Source organism: Streptomyces sp. AA4 (assembly GCF_000158875.1).
GTDB lineage: Bacteria > Actinomycetota > Actinomycetes > Mycobacteriales > Pseudonocardiaceae > Amycolatopsis.
The window spans coordinates 338,505-355,476 of sequence record NZ_GG657746.1 but is presented as its reverse complement, the minus strand read 5'-3'; the positions used below and the strand labels follow the sequence as shown (position 1 = coordinate 355,476).

The following is a 16,972-nucleotide window of genomic DNA, read 5'->3' as shown; positions in this document are numbered from 1 at the left end:
TCAGCTCCCCTGCGTCCCGTAGACCTGGCCCTGCAGCGGGAGCGGCAGCGGCGGCAGCTGGCCGTTCTGCATCGCCTGGATCACCTGCGCGGCGGACGGGAGCGGCACCACGCCGTCGACCACCTTGGCGATGCCGTCGCAGGCGTTGCCGAGCAGCTGTTTGGTCACCGAGGTCTGCTTGAGCAACCGGCAGACCATCACCAGCGGCGGGGCGGTCAGCTCGTTGAGGTTCGGCCGCGCGTCGAGCGTGCCGGACGAGCCGTTGTAGACGCCGACGATGTTGGACAGCGCGACCGGCGCGACGTCGAGGATCTCGGCGAGCGAGCTGCGCTGGTCCACCAGCACCTTGGTCACGCTGGCCAGTTTGTCCACATTGGACTTCAACCGGCCGCGGTTGCGTTCGATGAAGCCCTGCACGGACTGCAGCGTGGTGCCGAGCTGCTGGACGGTCTGGGCGAGGTTGTCCTTCTCCCCGGCGAGGAATCCGCTCACGTCGGCGAGCTGGCTCTCGAACTGGCGCACCTGGCCGTCGCTGTTGGCGAGCGACTGGGAGAACTTGCCGAGGTTCTGCACCGTCTGGAAGAGGTCGTCCTTGTTGCCGGCCAGCGTGCCGGACGCCTGCCCGAGCTTGGTGATCGTGTCGTGCAGCGCCTTGCCGTTGCCGTCGAGGTTGTTCGCCGCGGTGTTCAGCAGGTCCGAGAGCGAGCCGTTCTTGTTGGCCCCGTTCGGGCCGAGCGTCTCGCTGACCTTGGCGAGGCTGGCGGCGAGCTGGTCGACCTCCAGCGGCACCTCGGTGCGGTCGAGGCCGATCGTCGCGCCGTCGGAGATCCGCGGGCCGCCGGTGTAGGCCGGGGCGAGCTGGATGTAGCGGTCGCTGACCAGCGACGGGGCCACGATCAGCGCCTTGGCGTCGGCGGGCACCGCGACCGAGCGGTCGTATTCGAGGTCGACCCGGACCTGGTTGCCCATCGGCTGGATCTTGGTCACCGTGCCCATGTCCACGCCGAGCATCCGGACGCTGTTGCCCTCGTACAGGCCGACGGCACCGGCGAAGTACGCGGTCAGGTGGTTGCGGCCGGCGTCCTTGAGGGTCCACCACAGCGCGCCCGCGACCACGAGCGCGAGCACGATCGCGATCGTGAAGCCGCGGGTGAGCGACTGGCCGAAGCGGGTGTCGGTCATCGGGAGTTGCACCCCTCCGGATTGAGCGGGCCGACCGAGGGAAGCACCAGGCCGCAGATGTAGTTGTCGAACCAGTGTCCGGTGCCGATCGTGTTGTTGAAGACCCGGATGAACGGCGCGAACTTCTGGATCCCCTGCGCCAGGGAGTCCTGGTTGCGCTGCAGCATCGACGTGAGCTGGTCGAGCTGGGTGAGCACCGGGTTGAGCTGGCCGTCGTTGTCGTCGATCAGGCCCTGCAGCTGCGTCGACAGCTGCTTCGACCCGTCGAGCAGGGTCTTGATGGCCTGCTCGCGCTTGCCGATCTCGTCGAGCAACTGGTTGCCGTCGGTGATCAGCTTCTGCACCTCGGCGTCGCGGTCGACCAGGGTCTGCGACACCTGGCGCGTGTTGGCCAGCAGGTTCGCCAGCTGCGAATCGCGCTTGGCGATCGTGTCCGACAGCTTCGACAGCCCGGACAGCGCGCCCTTCACGTCCTGCGGGGTGTTCGAGAACGTCTGGGTGATCGCCTCGAAGCTCTTCGACAGCTGGTTCGTGTCGATCGCGTCGACCGTCTGCGACAGGCCGCGGAACGCGTCGAGCACGTCATACGGCGACATCGTCCGGTCGCGCGGGATCGGCGAGCCGGGGTCGAGGTTGCCGTTGCCCTGCGGGTCGAGCGCGAGGTACTTCTGGCCCAGCAGCGTCTTGATCTTGATTGCCGCCGTGGTCTTGTCGCCCATCCAGGCGTCCTTGACCTTGAACGACACCTTGACGCTCGCGCCGTCCAGCTTGATGTCGGACACCTTGCCGACCTTCACGCCGGCGATCCGCACGTCGTTGTCCTTCTGCAGCCCGGCCGCTTCGGAGAAGTCCGCGCTGTAGGTGGTGCCGCCGCCGATCACCGGCAGGTCTTCGGAGTTCATCGCGGCGACGAGGCCGAGCGCCATCACCGCGATGCCGACCAGGGCGATCGGGATCGGGTTGCGTTTCTGGAAGGACTTCATGGCTTGCACCTGTCCCGGTTCACCGGCGCGAGCGTGAAGTCCGTCGGCGGCAGCAGGCCTGGCACGCCGACCGTCCCGGTCATCTCGCAGGAGTAGAAGTTGAACCACGAGCCGTAGTCGGCCGTGCGGGTGAGCGCGCTGACCTTCTTCGGCATGAACTGGATGAAGTGCTCGACGAGCGGTTCGTTCTGGTTCAGGTTCGTGGTGAGCTTGCCCAGCGCGGCGATGTCGTCCTTCAGCGGGGCCCGCGCGTCGGTCAGCAGACCGGCGGTCGTGTTGGCCAGGTTGCCGAGGCCCTCGATCGCGTCGCCGATCGGCTTGCGGTCCGCGGCGAGGCCGGAGACCAGCTGCTGCAGCTTCACGATCAGGTCGTTGAGCTGCGGGGTGTGCTGGTTGACCGTGTCGAGCACCGAGGTGAGGTTGTCGATGACCTGGCCGATCACCTGGTCCTTGTTGGCGATCGTGGTGGCCAGCGAGGCGGTGTGCGACAGCAGGCTTTCCACCGTGCCGCCCTCGCCCTGCAGGACCTGGATGACCTCGTAGGACAGCTTGTTCACGTCGCTCGGGTTCAACGCGGTGAACAGCGGCTTGAAGCCGTTGAACAGCTCGGTCAGGTCCAGCGCGGGCGTGGTGCGCTCGAGCGGGATGGTGTCGCCCGGCTTGAGCGTCGCGCCGCTGGTGTCGTCGCCCTCGCCGAGCGAGACGTAGCGCTGGCCGACCAGGTTGCGGAACTTGATCTGCGCGGTGACGCCCGCCGGGAGCTTGCGCCCGGAGTCGACCTCGAAGTCCACCTGCGCCTGGCGCTTGTCGACGATCTTCACGTCCTTGACCTGGCCGACGCGGACGCCGGCGATGCGCACGTCGTCGTTCGGCAGCAGGAGCGTGGCGTCGGTGAACCGCGCGGAGTAGGCGCTGGTGCTGGTGGTGTTGATGTTCGCGATGCTGATGCCCAGCACGGTCGTGAACAGCACCGTGACGACCACGAAGATCGTCAGCTTGATCAGCGGTGCGGCGAGTCCCCTCACTTGACCGTCACCTCCGTGCCCCGGTAGAGCGGGCCGACGAGCAGCGAGCCCCAGCCCGGGAACTGGTCCTGCGAAATCCCCATCTCCGGGCTGACCAGAGCGGCGAGGAAGGTGTTCTCGGCCGCGGTGTTGACCGGGTTGCCGCCCGAGGTGCCGCCGCCGTTGGCCCCGGCCGCGTCCGCCTTGAAGTTGGCCGGGTTCAGGCCCTCGCCGACGGTCTTCGGAGCCGCGCCCTGCTTGGTGCCGTCCTTGAACGGGCCGTCCGGCGGCTGCTGCGGGAACGGGTCCGGCGCGGGGTTGAGGTCGTAGCAGCGCGGACCGCGCTTGTCCTCGAACCGCGGTTCCTCGCCCGGCTTGTACGGACCGCGGTTCACGACGACCTCGATGGTCGCGTTCAGGCCCGGCTTGCCGTTGTACTTGCCCAGCGCCGCGTCCGCGACCGGCACGACCTTCGCCATCTGCTTCAGCACGCACGGGTATTCCGGCGAGTACTTGGCGAGCAGTTCAGCGGTCGGGCGCGCGGTGCTGGCGAGGCTGATCAGGTTCTGCGAGTTGGCTTCCAGGAACGACTGCAGGTCCTGCGACGCGGTGGTGAGGTTGCCGTAGAGGCTCGACAGGTTCGCCTGCTCGGCGACCACGGTGCGCGTCGTCGTGCTCAAGTTGTCCAGGCTCTGCACCAGATCCGGCGTCGCGTTGCTCAGGTGTCCGGAGAACTCCGCGAGCGCCTGCAGGTTGTGCTGCAGTTCCGGCTCGTGCGGGTTCAGGTCGCCGATGTACTGGCCCAGCTGCGAAAGCGTTTCGCCGAGCGGTTTGCCGCGGCCCTGCAGCGCGGTCGAGATCGCGGTGAGCGTGCTCGACAGCTTCTGCGGCTGCACCGCCTGCAGCACCGGCATCAGGTGCTCCAGCGCCTGCTCCAGCTCGACCGCGCTCGAAGTGCGGTCCTGGGTGATCACGTCGCCCTGGGAAAGCGTCTTGGCCGACGGGTCCTTCGGAATCTCCAGCGACACGTAGCGTTCGCCGAACAACGTCTTCGGAAGGAATCGCGCGGACACGTTCTGCGGAATCAGCTTCACCGACTCCGGGTCCATCGCCAGCGTCAGTTCCGCGCCGTTCTCGGTGGCCTTGATGTCCTGCACCGAACCGACGATCAGGCCGCGGACCTTCACGTCCGACTGCTTGAGCAGCTGGTTGCCGATGCTGCCCGCGTCGAGCTTCACCGTGACGAACTTGCTGAACGCCTTGTCGTACATCGCGATGCTGAGCGCGATCCCGCCGACGAGCACCGCCACCAGCAGCAGGCCGAGCAACCTGCGCCGTAGTGTGGTCATCCCGCAATCCTCACCGTGACGTCGGTTCCCCAAATCGCGAAACCGATGAAGAAGTTCACGACCGAAACCGTGACGATGGAAAGCCGCACCGCGCGGCCGACGGCCACGCCCACCCCGGCCGGTCCGCCACTGGCCCGGTACCCGAAGTAGCAGTGCGAAAGAATGATCAAAACGCTGAAGATCAGCACCTTGATGAACGAATAGAGCACGTCTTGAGGTGGTAGGAACAGGTCGAAGTAATGGTCGTAGGTACCCGCGGATTGTCCGTAGATATAGATAACGACCAGCCGCGAGGCGAGGTACGAGCTCAGCAGGCCGATCACGTACAGCGGGATCACGGCCACGAACCCGGCGATGATCCGCGTGGTCACCAGGTACGGAAGGCTCGGCACGCCCATCACCTCGAGCGCGTCGATCTCCTCGGAGATCCGCATCGCGCCGAGCTGCGCGGTGAAGCCCGCGCCGACCGTCGCCGACAGCGCCAGCCCGGCGACCAGCGGCGCGATCTCGCGGGTGTTGAAGAAGGCGGTGAGGAAGCCGGTGAAGGCAGAGGTGCCGATCGAGTTCAGCGCCGAGTAGCCCTGCAGGCCGACGAGGACACCGGTGAACAGCGTCAGGCCGACCATCACGCCGACCGTGCCGCCGATGACCGCGAGCGAGCCGGAGCCGAAGCTCACCTCGGCCAGCAGCCGCAGCACTTCCTTGGTGTAGCGGCGCAGCGTGCGCGGCGTCCACAGCAGAGCCCGGCCGTAGAACGACATCTGGTCGCCGAGGGTGTCCAGGGTCTCCAGCGGCCGGTTGGCGATCCGCTTCGCCCCCGCGAGGAACGTCATGGTCAGTCCAGCTTTCCGGGCACGAGCTGCAGGTAGATCAGCGTGATCACGAAGTTCACGACGAAGAGCAGCAGGAACGTGATGACCACCGACTGGTTCACCGCGTCGCCGACGCCCTTCGGGCCGCCGCTCGGGTGCAGGCCGCGATAGGCCGCCACGACCGCGGCGATGAAGCCGAAGATCAGCGCCTTGATCTCGCCGACCCACAGGTCGGGCAGCTGCGCGAGCGCGGAGAAGCTGGACAGGTACGCGCCCGGGGTGCCGCCCTGGAGCACGACGTTGAAGAAGTAGCCGCCGAGCACGCCGATGACGCTGACCATGCCGTTGAGCAGGAGCGCGACGAGCATCATGGCGAGCGTGCGGGGCACGATCAGGCGCTGGACCGCGGAGACGCCCAGCACCTCCATCGCGTCGATCTCCTCGCGGATGGTCCGCGCGCCGATGTCCGCGCAGACCGCGCTGCCGCCCGCGCCGGCCACCAGCAGGGCGGTGACCAGCGGACTGGCCTGCTGCACGGTCGCCAGCACCGAACCGGCGCCGGTGTAGGACTGCGCGCCGAGCTGGCGGGCGAGCGCGCCGAACTGCAGCGAGATGACCGCGCCGAACGGGATCGCGACGAGCGCGGTCGGCAGGATCGTCACGCTCGCGACGAACCAGGCCTGCTGGATGAACTCGCGGAACTGGAACGGGCGCTGGAAGATGCCGCGGACGATGTCGAGGCCGAGCGCGAACAGGTTCCCGGTCTCCCGCAGCATTCCGTAGCCGGGGATCTTGGCCGTGCTGGTGGTCACGCGCCACCCTGCCCGTGCCGGGGCGACCGGCGGTCCGCGCCCGGAATGCGCGCGACCTGGTCGGCGGGAAGCTGTCCCTGGTGCTGGTTGGGCACCGGGCCCGGCGGGCTGACCGGGGGCAGCTGCTGGGTCTCCTCGGGGCCGCGCTGGTGGTGGAAGGCGCCGGGGTTGGGCCGCACGTTGTAGTGCCGCTGCTGCTCCGGGGTCAGGGATTCGATGATCCCCTCCTGCGCGCTCGGCGGGAGCGTGTGCAGGATCCGCATGACGCGGTCCATCCGCCGCTTCGCCCCGGCCCGCTCCGGAACTCCCGGGCTGACCTGCATCTGCGGCACGACGCCGCGCACGTCCTCGTTGAGCACGTCGCCGTGCCCGGCGGCGGCCTCGGCCTGCTCGCGGGCCATCTGGGCGCTGTCCTTCTCCTCGGACATGCCGATCGGGCCGAGCTTGCGGCCGTTGAGGAACTGCTCGACCACTGGCTCGTCGCTGGTCAGCAGCACCTCGCGCGGACCGAACATGACGAGTTCCTTGCGGAACAGCATGCCGAGGTTGTCCGGCACCGTGCGGGCGAGGTTGATGTTGTGCGACACGATCAGGAAGGTCGCGTCGATCTGGGCGTTGACGTCCAGGAAGAGCTGCGAGATGTAGGTCGTGCGGACCGGGTCGAGACCGGAGTCCGGCTCGTCGACCAGGATGATCTCCGGGTCGAGCACGAGCGCGCGGGCGAGGCCGGCGCGCTTGCGCATCCCGCCGGAGATCTCGCCGGGGAGCTTCTTGTCCGCGCCGGCGAGACCGGTGATCTCGAGCTTCTCGAGCACGATCCGGCGGATCTCGGTCTCGGACTTCTTCGTGTGCTCGCGCAGCGGGAAGGCCACGTTGTCGAAGAGGTTCATCGAGCCGAACAGCGCGCCGTCCTGGAACAGGACGCCGAAGAGCTTCCGGATCTCGTACAGCTTGTGCTCGGAGCAGGTGACGATGTCGACGCCGTTGATGACGCAGCGCCCGCGGTCCGGCTTGAGCAGGCCGATCATCGACTTCAGGAACACGGACTTGCCGGTTCCGGACGGGCCGAGCATCGCCGAGACCTCGCCGGGAGGCAGGGTCAGCGTCACGTCCCGCCAGATGGTCTGCTTTCCGAAGGACTTCGTCAGACCTTCGATGACCACCTCGGCACCCATCGCACCTCCAGGAGCTGTTCCGCGTCGTCGCGCACCGCCGCCCCGTCACCCGCTGGCAGCGGCGGAGCTCGCGCGGCGAACTCCGCTTCAACCAGGTGCAACGAGCTGAGCGCGAACAGGTTACTCACCAGTTTTGTTCTCTGGCCAGCCCCCGTGCACGCCTCACGCGACGGGGATCCAGTACGGCGACCGCTGGCAGCACGGTAGTGCACGTCACGTTCGGACGCAGAGCCAGATGGCCGCTTGTCGCTCACCCTGACGGGTTAACCGGCGGAAACGCGGCAAACAGGGGGTGAGCCGAGGTCGCCGGGAGCCCGGCTTGTTCGCCTGAACGAGGGTCCTTGGTGTCCGGTTCGGCGACGGTGCGTCTTTTTTGCCTCGGACAGCGAAAGGGGCGGACGCCCGTGTCGGGTGTCCGCCCCTTTCGAGGTGGTGCTGCAGGCGCTTGCGCGCCCGGGATCACTTGATGGTGATCTTGGCGCCGGCGGCCTCGAGCTTCTCCTTGGCGGCGTCGGCGGCCTCCTTGTCGACCTTCTCCAGGAGCGCCTTCGGAGCGGCCTCGACCAGCTCCTTGGCCTCCTTCAGGCCCAGACCGGAGACGACCTCGCGGACGACCTTGATGACCTGGATCTTCTTGTCGCCGGCCGAGTCGAGGATGACGTCGAACTCGTCCTGCTCGGCAGCGGCCTCGGCGCCACCGGCGGCGGCGCCCGGGGCGGCGGCCACGACGGCGGCCGGGGCGGCGGCGGTGACGTCGAAGACCTCTTCGAATTCCTTCACGAACTCGGACAGCTCAAGAAGGGTCAGCTCCTTGAAGGCGTCGATCAGCTCGGCGGTGCTCAGCTTCGCCATGATGGCTTCCTCTCAGAAAAACGAACGAGACGTTCGGGGGTGGGGTGGTTCAGCTCTCGGCGGGTGCTTCGGCTGCTTCGGTACCGGTGGCGTTGCGCTGCTTCTCCTCCAGCGCGGCAGCCAGGCGGGCCACCTGGGACGCCGGCGCCTGGAACAGCGCCGCGGCCTGGGAAAGCTTCGCCTTGAACGCGCCCGCCGCCTTGGAAAGCAGCACCTCGCGGCTGTCGAGATCGGCGATCTTGGTGATCTCGTCCACGGACAGCGACTTGCCGTCCATGTAGCCGCCCTTGATGACAAGCGCGTTGTTTTCCTTCGCGAAGTCGCGAAGGGCCTTCGCGGCGTCGACTGCCTCGCCGTGCACAAAAGCGATCGCGGTCGGGCCGACGAACAGGTCCTCGACGCCCTCGAGACCGGCGTCCTCAGCGGCACGCTTGACGAGGGTGTTCTTCGCGACCCGGTACTTGGCACTGGTGCCGAGAGCGCGGCGCAGCTGGGACAGCTGAGTCACGGAGAGGCCGGTGTACTCGGTAACGACGGTGGCCGAGCTGCTGCGGAAGCTCTCCGCGATCTCGGCGACGGCCGCCACCTTGTCGGGCTTCGCCATGGTCGCCTCCTCTCTTGGCTAGTGTCACCACTGGCTTCGGCGGAGGCGCCCCCGAACGACAAAAACGCCCACGCGCAGACAGACGCGGGGCGTTTGCCCAGCCTTGACGGCTGGGGTTAGGGCCTCGTTCCTCCTGCGCGGGCCGTCCGCCATACTGCGGAGCCTTCGCTCCCCGGGAATCCGGAGAGAACCAGCGGTCTTTGGTAGAACCGTCGACCAGCATACGGCAGGGGTTTCCGGGGTTTTCCGGCGCCCCCTCGCTGAGCTGCGAGAACCGGGGCAGTCTCGGGAAATCGCGGCGGAGCGGGCATCATTGGTGACGTGGCGGAACAGCGTGATCACGGAAAGCCGGAAGAAACCCCCTCTCCCGGTCCGGGTGGGTCCTCGGCGCAACCGCCCGCACTGCCGCAGCCGGGCGGGGGCGAGGTCGCGCCGCGCCCTCCCGCTCAACCGGCGGCTCCGAACCAGCCGCAGCTGGATCCGGAGCAGCTGCGGCAGTTCCAGGAATTCCAGCGGTTCCAGGAGTATCTGCGGTTCACCCAGGCCCAGCAGGGCGCCGAACCGGCCCCGGCTCCCGACGCGGGCCTGGTCCCGGCCGGAAACCGGCAGCCGCGACCGCTCGCGGGTGGCCAGCCTCCCGTGCCGCCGAACCAGCCGGGCGCGCTGACCGAGTACGAGGAACCGCCGAAGAACCGCCGCCCGGTGCCGCGCTGGGTGAAGCGGCTGGGCGGGAAGATCCTGGGCTGGGTGATCGCCCTGGTCATCCTCGGCATCCTGGTCAACTGGGGGTACCACCAGATCTTCCCCAGCGACGACGGGAAATCCTCAGCCCAGATCGCCGCCGAGGGCGGCGGGACCTATCACACGAACCACATCTTCTCGACCAATCCGAACGAGGCGGTGCGGTTCGTCTACCACAACATCGCCCAGGGCCGGGTCGCCGACGCCTGCGGGCGCTTCCGCGAGGACATCCAGGACAAGTTCGCCAAGGACACCACCGGTCAGCCGGACTGCAAGGTCGCGGTCGAGAAGCTCCACGCACAAGTGAAGAACGTCAACGACTACGCCGAATCGCTCCCGTCCTACGTCTCCGGCCCGACTCCCCCGCCGGTGGTGACGATCGATTCCTGTTCGTTCACCGTGAGCGGCGGCCCGGCGCTGGGCGTGTTCCAGGTGACCAAAGTGGACAAAGGCCAGTGGCTGATCACCGGCCACTCCTCCGGGCCGGAGAAATGCCCGCCGCCGACGGCGACCTCCACCCCGGGCTGACCGTCAGGCAGGCGAGCTGATCGGCAACCGGGTCTCCCCCGTGTCCGAGTACGCGAAGAAGTCCACCAGCGCCGCCGCGAAAGCCGGGTGTGCCACCGCTTCCATGTGGTTCCCCGGGACCCGCACCAACCGCGCTCCCGCGATCCCGGCGGCGAGGCGTTCCGGCTGCGTCGCCAGTTCGTCCGACTCCCCGGCCAGGATCAGCGTCGCCGCCGAAAGGTTCGTCAGCCGCATCGGTCCGTGCGGGGTCGCGTGCATGACCGCGGCCAGCGCTTCGACATCCGCGCCTGCCCTGCGGGCCAACCGACGGAACGGGCGCGCCGCCGAGGGCACCTCCGACCGGTCTTCGGCCAGCAGTCCGGCGGCGATCTGGCTCCGGTTGATCACCCGGGCGTCGACCCCGCCGAAGTCCACGATCCCCGCCCCGACGCCGCCGACCGCGAGGCAGCGGACTCGGCGGTCACGCGTAGCCACGAGCAGCGAGACGATCGCGCCCATCGAGTAGCCCGCCAGGCACACCTCGTCCAGGCCGAGTTCGTCGAACAGCGCGGTCAGGTCGGCGGCCATGATGTCCTCGCCGTAGGCCGCCGGGTCGTGCGGCTTCTCCGACGCGCCGTGCCCGCGCGCGTCCAGCGCGATCACCGTGAACCCCGCCTTGACCAGCGCGTCCACGACCCCGGGGTTGACCCAGTTCACCTGGGAGTCGGCGGCGAAACCGTGGTGCAGCACGACGGGCCGCCGGTGCCGTCCGTCGCCCTCCCAGACCGTGTAGCTCAGCTGGAGCCCGTCGGGGGCGAGGAACGTCGTTGGCATATGTCCATGAGACACGAAAAAAGGGTGGTCACGCACGAAGCGTGACCACCCTTTCGCGTGATGTGCGACTCAGACCGCGGCTTCCTCGGAAAGGAGGTTGCGGGTCCGCGCCGGGTCGACCGGGATGCCCGGGCCCATCGTCGTGGTGAAGGTGACCTTCTTGACGTAGCGGCCCTTCGCGGACGACGGCTTGGCGCGCAGGATCTCGTCCAGCGCGGCCGCGTAGTTCTCCACCAGCTTCTCGGTGTCGAACGACGCCTTGCCGATCACCAGGTGCAGGTTCGCCTGCTTGTCGACGCGGAAGTTGATCTTGCCGCCCTTGATGTCCTTCACGGCCTTCTCGACCGCGGGGGTCACCGTGCCGGTCTTCGGGTTCGGCATGAGGCCGCGCGGGCCGAGGATGCGGGCGATGCGGCCCACCTTGGCCATCTGGTCCGGCGTCGCGATCGCGGCGTCGAAGTCGAGCCAGCCACCCTGGATGCGCTCGATCAGTTCGTCGGTGCCGACCGCGTCCGCGCCGGCGGCTTCGGCCTCGGCGGCCTTGTCGCCGACGGCGAAGACGATGACGCGGGCGGTCTTACCGGTGCCGTGCGGCAGGTTCACGGTGCCGCGGACCATCTGGTCGGCCTTGCGCGGGTCGACCCCGAGACGCATCGCGACCTCGACGGTCGCGTCCATCTTCGTCTTGGAGGTCTCCTTCGCCAGCTTCACGGCCTCGAGCGGCGCGTACAGGCGCGCCTTGTCGATCAGCTCCGCGGCCTGGCGGTAGGCCTTGCTGTGCTTGGTCATGCTTCTGTCCTCAAATCAGTGGATCAGTGTGGTGGCGAGCCAGCACCTGGCTCTCCCACGGGTTGCTTTGAACTCAGCCCTCGACCGTGATGCCCATCGAACGGGCGGTGCCGGCGATGATCTTCGCGGCCTGGTCGATGTCGTGCGCGTTGAGGTCGGTCTCCTTGGTCTTCGCGATCTCGCGGACCTGGTCCCAGGTGACCTTGGCGACCTTGGTCTTGTGCGGCTCGCCGGAGCCCTTCTCCACGCCCGCGGCCTTGAGCAGCAGCTTGGCGGCCGGCGGCGTCTTCAGCTTGAAGTCGAACGACCGGTCTTCGTACACGGAGATCTCGACCGGGACGACGTCCCCGCGCTGCGACTCGGTCGCGGCGTTGTAGGCCTTGCAGAACTCCATGATGTTGACGCCGTGCTGACCCAGCGCCGGGCCGACCGGCGGCGCGGGGTTGGCCGCACCCGCCTTGATCTGCAGCTTGATGATCGCCGCAAGCTTCTTCTTCTTGGGTGGCATTACCTTGTGTCCTTCTTAACTGACGTGAGTCCCCCGCACACCTGCCAGTACGCGGGGACTGCCGACCGGGATGGCCCGGCCGTCAGATCTTGGAGACCTGGCTGAACGAGAGCTCGACCGGGGTCTCCCGGCCGAAGATCGACACCAGGACCTTCAGCTTCTGCCCGTCGACGTTGACCTCGGAGATCGTGGCGGGCAGCGTGGCGAACGGGCCGTCCATGACGGTGACCGACTCGCCGACCTCGAAATCGACCTCGACGGTGGGCGCGCCGGACGTGGCAGCCGCCGCGGACTCGCCGCCCTTGGCCGCCTTGGCCGGGGCTTCCTTCTCGACCTGCGGGGCGAGGAACTTCAGCACCTCGTCCACGGTCAGCGGCGACGGCCGCGAGGTGGCTCCGACGAACCCGGTGACGCCCGGGGTGTTGCGGACCGCGCTCCACGACTGGTCGTTGAGGTCCATCCGGACCAGGATGTAGCCGGGCAGCACCTTGCGCTGCACCTGCTTGCGCTGGCCGTTCTTGATCTCGGTGACCTCTTCGGTCGGGACCTCGATCTGGAAGATGTAGTCCTCGACGTCCAGGGTCTGGGTACGCGTCTCGAGGTTGGTCTTGACCTTGTTCTCGTAACCGGCGTACGAGTGCACGACGTACCACTCGCCCGGCGCGGCCTTGAGCTCGGCGCGCAGCGCGGCGACCGGGTCGTCCGCCTCGGGGGCGGGCTCGGTCACGTCGGCTTCGGCGTCGTCGTCGGTGTCGTCCGCGTCGTCGGCGGAGGCTTCTTCGGCGGCGACCTCGTCCTCGGCGACGGGCACCTCGACGGCCTCGGCGGACTCCTCGTCGCCGGGCGCCGCCTGCACCTGCTCGTCGGAAAGCTCGGTCAGGTCGCGACCGGCTTCGGTGCCGTTGTCGGAGGTCACGTTCCGTCCTCTCAGTTGATCGCTTGCCGGGCCGGACCGGGGCCCGGCCAGCGCGGTGGCGCGCCCGTCGGGCGTCAGCCGAAGACCAGCCCGACCAGCTCCTTGAAGCCGAGATCGAGACCGCTCACGAGGGCCACCATGAACACCACGAACACCAGAACGACCGCGGTGTAGGTGACCATCTGCTTGCGGTTGGGCCAGATGACCTTGCGCAGTTCGGCCCAGACCTCGCGGATGAACCGCGTGAACCGGGCGAACACCGAGGCCTTCTTGGGCTTCCGGTCCCGTTTGGGGGTGGGCGCGCCCTTGGCGTCGGCGGGCTTCGCGACCTTGTCGCCCGCCTTGCCGGACGGACGGGTCGAGCCCGGCCGTGCCTCGGACTTGCCTGCCGGCCGAGCGGAAGCGCGGCGTTCGCGCCGAGCCGCGGCGGACACCGGGCGGGATTCGACTCCGGGCTGCTTGCCCGAATCGCCCTGCTCGTGCTCGCCGCTGGCGTCGCTGTCGCTCACGACCACTCCTCCGCTCCACCAGTTCCCGTACGCAGGGGTGACAGGACTTGAACCTGCAACCTGCGGTTTTGGAGACCGCTGCTCTGCCAATTGAGCTACACCCCTGTGGAGCCGGGTCACCCTGGCTCCGGAGGACGCATTCCATCGTCCCCACCATCCGGCGGGGATGACCGTAGTGCGTTCCGAGTTCCGAAGTCTACGGCAAGCCGGATGTCGCCTTGCAACCCAGCCCCCTCGACGGCCCCGCGGCGGCTCGGAGGGGGTCGTTCCGGGGCCTTCGGGCGGCATCCCGGAACGCGCGGCGAAGATCACCCGATCGTGCGAACATAGGCCCGTGCCCCGTTATCCGATTAATCGTAAAGCCGCAGGCGACCGCCGCCCCGCCCGGTTTCGCGGCCGCTCCGGATCACCGGCACGGCAAGCGAAATCGCTTCCGCCCTGGCGATTTTCCCCGTCGGGAAGCCAAGATCGGCGCGCTGGAAGATGATCTTCGTTGACCCGCAAGCGAAACTCTGATCAAGGAGCATCGGTGACCACATTCCGGCTCGGGCTCGCTTTGCCGCAGTACGGCAAGCTCGCCGACCCCTCCGCCATCGCCGGCTTCGCCACCGAAGCCGAGCGGCTGGGCTTCGCCTCGCTGTGGGTCGGAGACCGGGTGTTGACCCCGGTCGCCCCGAAGACCTATTACCCGTCCGGTACACCCGAACAGCCGTACCCGCCGGAGTTCGTCCGCTTCGTCGATCCGCTGCTGGCGCTCACCATCGCGGCGAATTCGACGGAGACCGCGCGGCTGGGGTCGAGCACCCTCAACGGCCCGCTCTACTCGCCGGTGCTCCTGGCGCGTTCCCTTACGTCGCTGGACCTGCTGTCCGGCGGCAGGCTCGACGTCGGCCTCGGGCTCAGCTGGCTCCGCGACGAGTACACCGCCGCCGGCGTGCCGTGGGAGCACCGCGGCGCACGGCTGGCCGAACTGGTCAAGGTGCTGCGGACGCTCTGGACCGCGGACCCGGCCGGGCACCACAGCGAGCGCTGGGACATCCCGGATTCGCTGATCGGCCTGCGTCCGCTGCAGCAGCCCGGTCCGCCGGTGCTGCTCGGCGGGGCGTCGGACGCGGCACTGCGGCGCGTCGGCCGGATCGCCGACGGCTGGCTGCCCGCCGGGCTCCCTATCCCGCTGCTGCGGCAGAAGTGGGAGATCGTCGTCGAATCCGCGGAGAAGGCGGGCCGGGATCCGGAGTCGCTGCGCCGGGTGCTGCGGATCAACCCGACGCCGGGCTCGAAGACGTCGACCGTCGAGGATGTGGCGGCCCTGCTGAAGGCCGCCGAGGCCGACGGAATCACCGAAGCGCTGGTCGATCTGCACTACGTGGCCGAAACCGTTCCGCACGCGCTGGAACTGGCCGGCGAACTCCACTCCGCTGTCTTCGCGTGATCACCCGTAAGCGGGTCGTCGGCGACGGGCCGGACCGGTAGAACGGTCGGGTGGGGGCAAACAAGAGCGGTGGCTGCGGGTTGCTCGTCCTCGTCGTCGTGGGGGCGCTGCTGGCCGTCGGGTACTACAAGTCGAAGCACGATTCGTCGTCCGCGCCGCCGTCCGGCGCGGACACCGGCGGCGGCAGCGGCCGGTACGTCGCGCTCGGCGACTCGTACACGTCGGCTCCGCGCACCGGGAAACAGGCGGGCTCGCCGGGCGGCTGCGCGCGGTCGGACAACAACTATCCGCACCTGGTGTCGGCGAAGCTGAAGCCGGCGAAGTTCGTGGACGTCAGCTGCAGCGGCGCGACGACGGAGGACTTGACCGACGCGCAGTCGACGCGCAACGGCTCGAACCCGCCGCAGTTCGATTCGGTCACCGCGGACACGACGCTCGTCACCTTGGGCATCGGCGGCAATGATGTGGGGTTCATCTCACTGGCGCAGACCTGCGTGACCGCCCACCAGAGCGCGTCGCCGTGCAAGGACCGGCTCACCGCGGGCGGCAAGGACGAACTGGCCGACCGGATCAGCGCGACCGCGAAGAAGGTCGGCACCGCGCTCGACCAGATCCACAAGAAGGCCCCGAAGGCGCGGGTGGTGGTCGTCGGCTACCCGACGGTCCTCCCCGACGGCGACGGCTGCTGGCCGGTGCTGCCGCTGGGCTCCGGCGACGTGGCGTACCTGCGGGACGCACTCGGCAAGCTCAACGACGCGCTTTCGGACCAGGCCAAATCGCACGACGCCGGGTTCGCCGACACCGCCGAGCCGAGCAAGGGCCACGACGTCTGCGCGAATTCGGACGTCAAGTGGGTCGAAGGCTTGGTCCCGACGTCCTCGGCCGCGGCCCTGCACCCGAACGCGCGGGGCGAGGCCGGGATGGCTGGCGTGGTGGAGTCGGTGCTCGGGGTGCACTGAGGCCGCCGAGGTCCGTGAAGGGCTCCTTGCGGGAATCTGATTCCCTCAAGGAGCCCTTCACGGACCTTTGCCGGGGGGTCAGGGGCGGACGAGGGCCTGCGGCTTGCCCAGCACGGTTTTGCCCTCGAACTTCACCGTCAGGTCGATCCGGGCGAGGCCCTCGTCGGTCAGGGCGGCGACCTTGCCGGTCACCTCGACCAGTGCGCCCTCGTCGTTGTCCGGCACCACGACCGGGCGGGTGAAGCGCGTGCTGAAGTCCACGAGGCGGGCCGGGTCGCCGAGCCAGTCGGTGACGATGCGGCCGGACAGGGCCATCGTGAGCATGCCGTGCGCGATCACGTCCGGGAGGCCGACCTTGGTCGCGAAGTTCTCGTTCCAGTGGATCGGGTTGAAATCGAGCGAAGCGCCGGCGTAGCGGACCAGCTGCGCGCGGGTGATGCGGACCTCCAGCGGAGGCAGTTCGTCGCCGACGTTCACGCTTCCGCCCCCCGAACCACGAGCTGCGCCCGCGTCGTGCACACGAGTTTGCCGTCCGCGTCGGTGATTTCCGCGCGGAGGTTGATGAAGTCGTTGCCCGCTCGCGCCATGATCGACTCGATCGTGGCCGAGATTTCCAGCTCGTCGCCGGCGTGCACCGGGCGTTCGTAGCGGAAGCCCTGGTCGCCGTGGACCATCCGGGAGTAGTCGAGGCCGAGCGCCGGGTCGGTCACGATGCCGTTGATCTTCGGCAGGTTGAGGATGGTGAGGAAGGTGGGCGGCGCGAGCACGTCCGGGTGACCGGCCGCGCGGGCCGCCTCCGGGTCCCGGTACACCGGGTTCGGGTCGTCGATCGCGTCGGCGAACTCGCGGATCTTCTCCCGGCTCACGTAGTACTTGCTGTCCGACGGGTACTCCCGCCCGGTGAACGACTGGTCCAAAGGCACGCGAAGAGGCTAACCGAACCCGGGCGCCGTCCCGCGCGGGTGCCGAAACTGGCCAGTAGACAGCGAAAAGCCGCCCCGGCG

20 protein-coding genes and 1 tRNA gene are annotated in these 16,972 nt (G+C 68.5%); 3 read left to right on the top strand and 18 right to left on the bottom strand.

Annotation, left to right across the window (positions count from 1 at the left end; translation table 11 throughout):
* The 9 genes from SSMG_RS01755 to rplJ all read right to left on the bottom strand — a co-directional run bounded on the left by SSMG_RS01755 (position 1) and on the right by rplJ (position 8,773).
* Positions 1 to 1,182 carry an MCE family protein gene (locus SSMG_RS01755; protein WP_037712255.1) on the bottom strand — a complete coding sequence of 394 codons (1,182 nt, stop codon included), beginning with the start codon at positions 1,180 to 1,182 and terminating at the stop codon, positions 1 to 3.
* A complete protein-coding gene (locus tag SSMG_RS01750) occupies positions 1,179 to 2,165 on the bottom strand; it encodes an MCE family protein (RefSeq protein ID WP_037712254.1) in 987 nt (328 codons plus the stop codon). Before SSMG_RS01750 ends, SSMG_RS01755 begins: the two co-directional genes overlap by 4 nt.
* On the bottom strand, positions 2,162 to 3,190 hold the full coding sequence (locus SSMG_RS01745; RefSeq protein WP_009072228.1) for an MCE family protein: 1,029 nt from the start codon (positions 3,188 to 3,190) through the stop codon (positions 2,162 to 2,164). The genes SSMG_RS01750 and SSMG_RS01745 overlap by 4 nt, the downstream gene beginning before the upstream one ends.
* The gene (locus SSMG_RS01740; RefSeq protein ID WP_009072226.1) at positions 3,187 to 4,518 is read right to left on the bottom strand and encodes an MCE family protein; all 1,332 of its coding nucleotides are present in this window, start codon (positions 4,516 to 4,518) and stop codon (positions 3,187 to 3,189) included. The genes SSMG_RS01745 and SSMG_RS01740 overlap by 4 nt, the downstream gene beginning before the upstream one ends.
* Entirely contained in the window at positions 4,515 to 5,351 is an 837-nt protein-coding gene (locus SSMG_RS01735; RefSeq protein ID WP_009072224.1) for an ABC transporter permease, read from the bottom strand. Before SSMG_RS01735 ends, SSMG_RS01740 begins: the two co-directional genes overlap by 4 nt.
* A gap of 2 nt (positions 5,352 to 5,353) precedes the next feature.
* On the bottom strand, positions 5,354 to 6,106 hold the full coding sequence (locus tag SSMG_RS01730) for an ABC transporter permease (protein ID WP_050788377.1): 753 nt from the start codon (positions 6,104 to 6,106) through the stop codon (positions 5,354 to 5,356).
* 32 nt (positions 6,107 to 6,138) lie between these two features.
* Positions 6,139 to 7,317 carry an ABC transporter ATP-binding protein gene (locus tag SSMG_RS01725; protein ID WP_009072220.1) on the bottom strand — a complete coding sequence of 393 codons (1,179 nt, stop codon included), beginning with the start codon at positions 7,315 to 7,317 and terminating at the stop codon, positions 6,139 to 6,141.
* 459 nt (positions 7,318 to 7,776) lie between these two features.
* A complete protein-coding gene (gene rplL / locus SSMG_RS01720) occupies positions 7,777 to 8,169 on the bottom strand; it encodes a 50S ribosomal protein L7/L12 (RefSeq protein WP_009072216.1) in 393 nt (130 codons plus the stop codon).
* 49 nt (positions 8,170 to 8,218) lie between these two features.
* A complete protein-coding gene (rplJ, locus tag SSMG_RS01715; RefSeq protein ID WP_009072214.1) occupies positions 8,219 to 8,773 on the bottom strand; it encodes a 50S ribosomal protein L10 in 555 nt (184 codons plus the stop codon).
* Between the two features lie 321 nt (positions 8,774 to 9,094).
* Between rplJ and SSMG_RS01710 the strand changes: the two genes are divergently transcribed.
* Positions 9,095 to 10,042 carry a hypothetical protein gene (locus SSMG_RS01710; protein ID WP_009072213.1) on the top strand — a complete coding sequence of 316 codons (948 nt, stop codon included), beginning with the start codon at positions 9,095 to 9,097 and terminating at the stop codon, positions 10,040 to 10,042.
* Between the two features lie 3 nt (positions 10,043 to 10,045).
* On the opposite strand, the gene SSMG_RS01705 is transcribed toward SSMG_RS01710, so the two are convergent.
* The 7 genes from SSMG_RS01705 to SSMG_RS45190 all read right to left on the bottom strand — a co-directional run bounded on the left by SSMG_RS01705 (position 10,046) and on the right by SSMG_RS45190 (position 14,104).
* A complete protein-coding gene (locus SSMG_RS01705) occupies positions 10,046 to 10,855 on the bottom strand; it encodes an alpha/beta fold hydrolase (RefSeq protein ID WP_037712250.1) in 810 nt (269 codons plus the stop codon).
* 69 nt (positions 10,856 to 10,924) lie between these two features.
* A complete protein-coding gene (gene rplA / locus SSMG_RS01700) occupies positions 10,925 to 11,644 on the bottom strand; it encodes a 50S ribosomal protein L1 (protein WP_009072208.1) in 720 nt (239 codons plus the stop codon).
* 73 nt (positions 11,645 to 11,717) lie between these two features.
* Positions 11,718 to 12,152 (bottom strand): 50S ribosomal protein L11, encoded by a 435-nt coding sequence (gene rplK / locus SSMG_RS01695; RefSeq protein WP_009072206.1) that lies wholly within the window; start codon positions 12,150 to 12,152, stop codon positions 11,718 to 11,720.
* 82 nt (positions 12,153 to 12,234) lie between these two features.
* On the bottom strand, positions 12,235 to 13,068 hold the full coding sequence (gene nusG / locus SSMG_RS01690) for a transcription termination/antitermination protein NusG (protein WP_037712248.1): 834 nt from the start codon (positions 13,066 to 13,068) through the stop codon (positions 12,235 to 12,237).
* A 74-nt stretch (positions 13,069 to 13,142) separates the two neighbouring features.
* The gene (gene secE / locus SSMG_RS01685) at positions 13,143 to 13,577 is read right to left on the bottom strand and encodes a preprotein translocase subunit SecE (protein ID WP_158687981.1); all 435 of its coding nucleotides are present in this window, start codon (positions 13,575 to 13,577) and stop codon (positions 13,143 to 13,145) included.
* Between the two features lie 32 nt (positions 13,578 to 13,609).
* Positions 13,610 to 13,682: transfer RNA gene (locus SSMG_RS01680), tRNA-Trp, on the bottom strand.
* A 245-nt stretch (positions 13,683 to 13,927) separates the two neighbouring features.
* A complete protein-coding gene (locus SSMG_RS45190; RefSeq protein ID WP_158687980.1) occupies positions 13,928 to 14,104 on the bottom strand; it encodes a hypothetical protein in 177 nt (58 codons plus the stop codon).
* Positions 14,105 to 14,106: 2 nt separating this feature from the next.
* Between SSMG_RS45190 and SSMG_RS01675 the strand changes: the two genes are divergently transcribed.
* Both SSMG_RS01675 and SSMG_RS01670 read left to right on the top strand, forming a co-directional pair.
* Complete coding sequence (locus tag SSMG_RS01675; RefSeq protein ID WP_037712246.1) at positions 14,107 to 15,009, top strand: TIGR03619 family F420-dependent LLM class oxidoreductase; 903 nt, start codon at positions 14,107 to 14,109, stop codon at positions 15,007 to 15,009.
* Positions 15,010 to 15,059: 50 nt separating this feature from the next.
* Positions 15,060 to 15,968 carry an SGNH/GDSL hydrolase family protein gene (locus SSMG_RS01670; protein WP_009072197.1) on the top strand — a complete coding sequence of 303 codons (909 nt, stop codon included), beginning with the start codon at positions 15,060 to 15,062 and terminating at the stop codon, positions 15,966 to 15,968.
* A gap of 78 nt (positions 15,969 to 16,046) precedes the next feature.
* On the opposite strand, the gene SSMG_RS01665 is transcribed toward SSMG_RS01670, so the two are convergent.
* Both SSMG_RS01665 and SSMG_RS01660 read right to left on the bottom strand, forming a co-directional pair.
* A complete protein-coding gene (locus tag SSMG_RS01665; RefSeq protein WP_037712242.1) occupies positions 16,047 to 16,445 on the bottom strand; it encodes a MaoC family dehydratase in 399 nt (132 codons plus the stop codon).
* Positions 16,442 to 16,891, bottom strand: coding sequence for a MaoC family dehydratase N-terminal domain-containing protein (locus tag SSMG_RS01660; RefSeq protein WP_009072193.1), 450 nt, complete (start codon positions 16,889 to 16,891; stop codon positions 16,442 to 16,444). The genes SSMG_RS01665 and SSMG_RS01660 overlap by 4 nt, the downstream gene beginning before the upstream one ends.
* Positions 16,892 to 16,972: the final 81 nt, after the last annotated feature.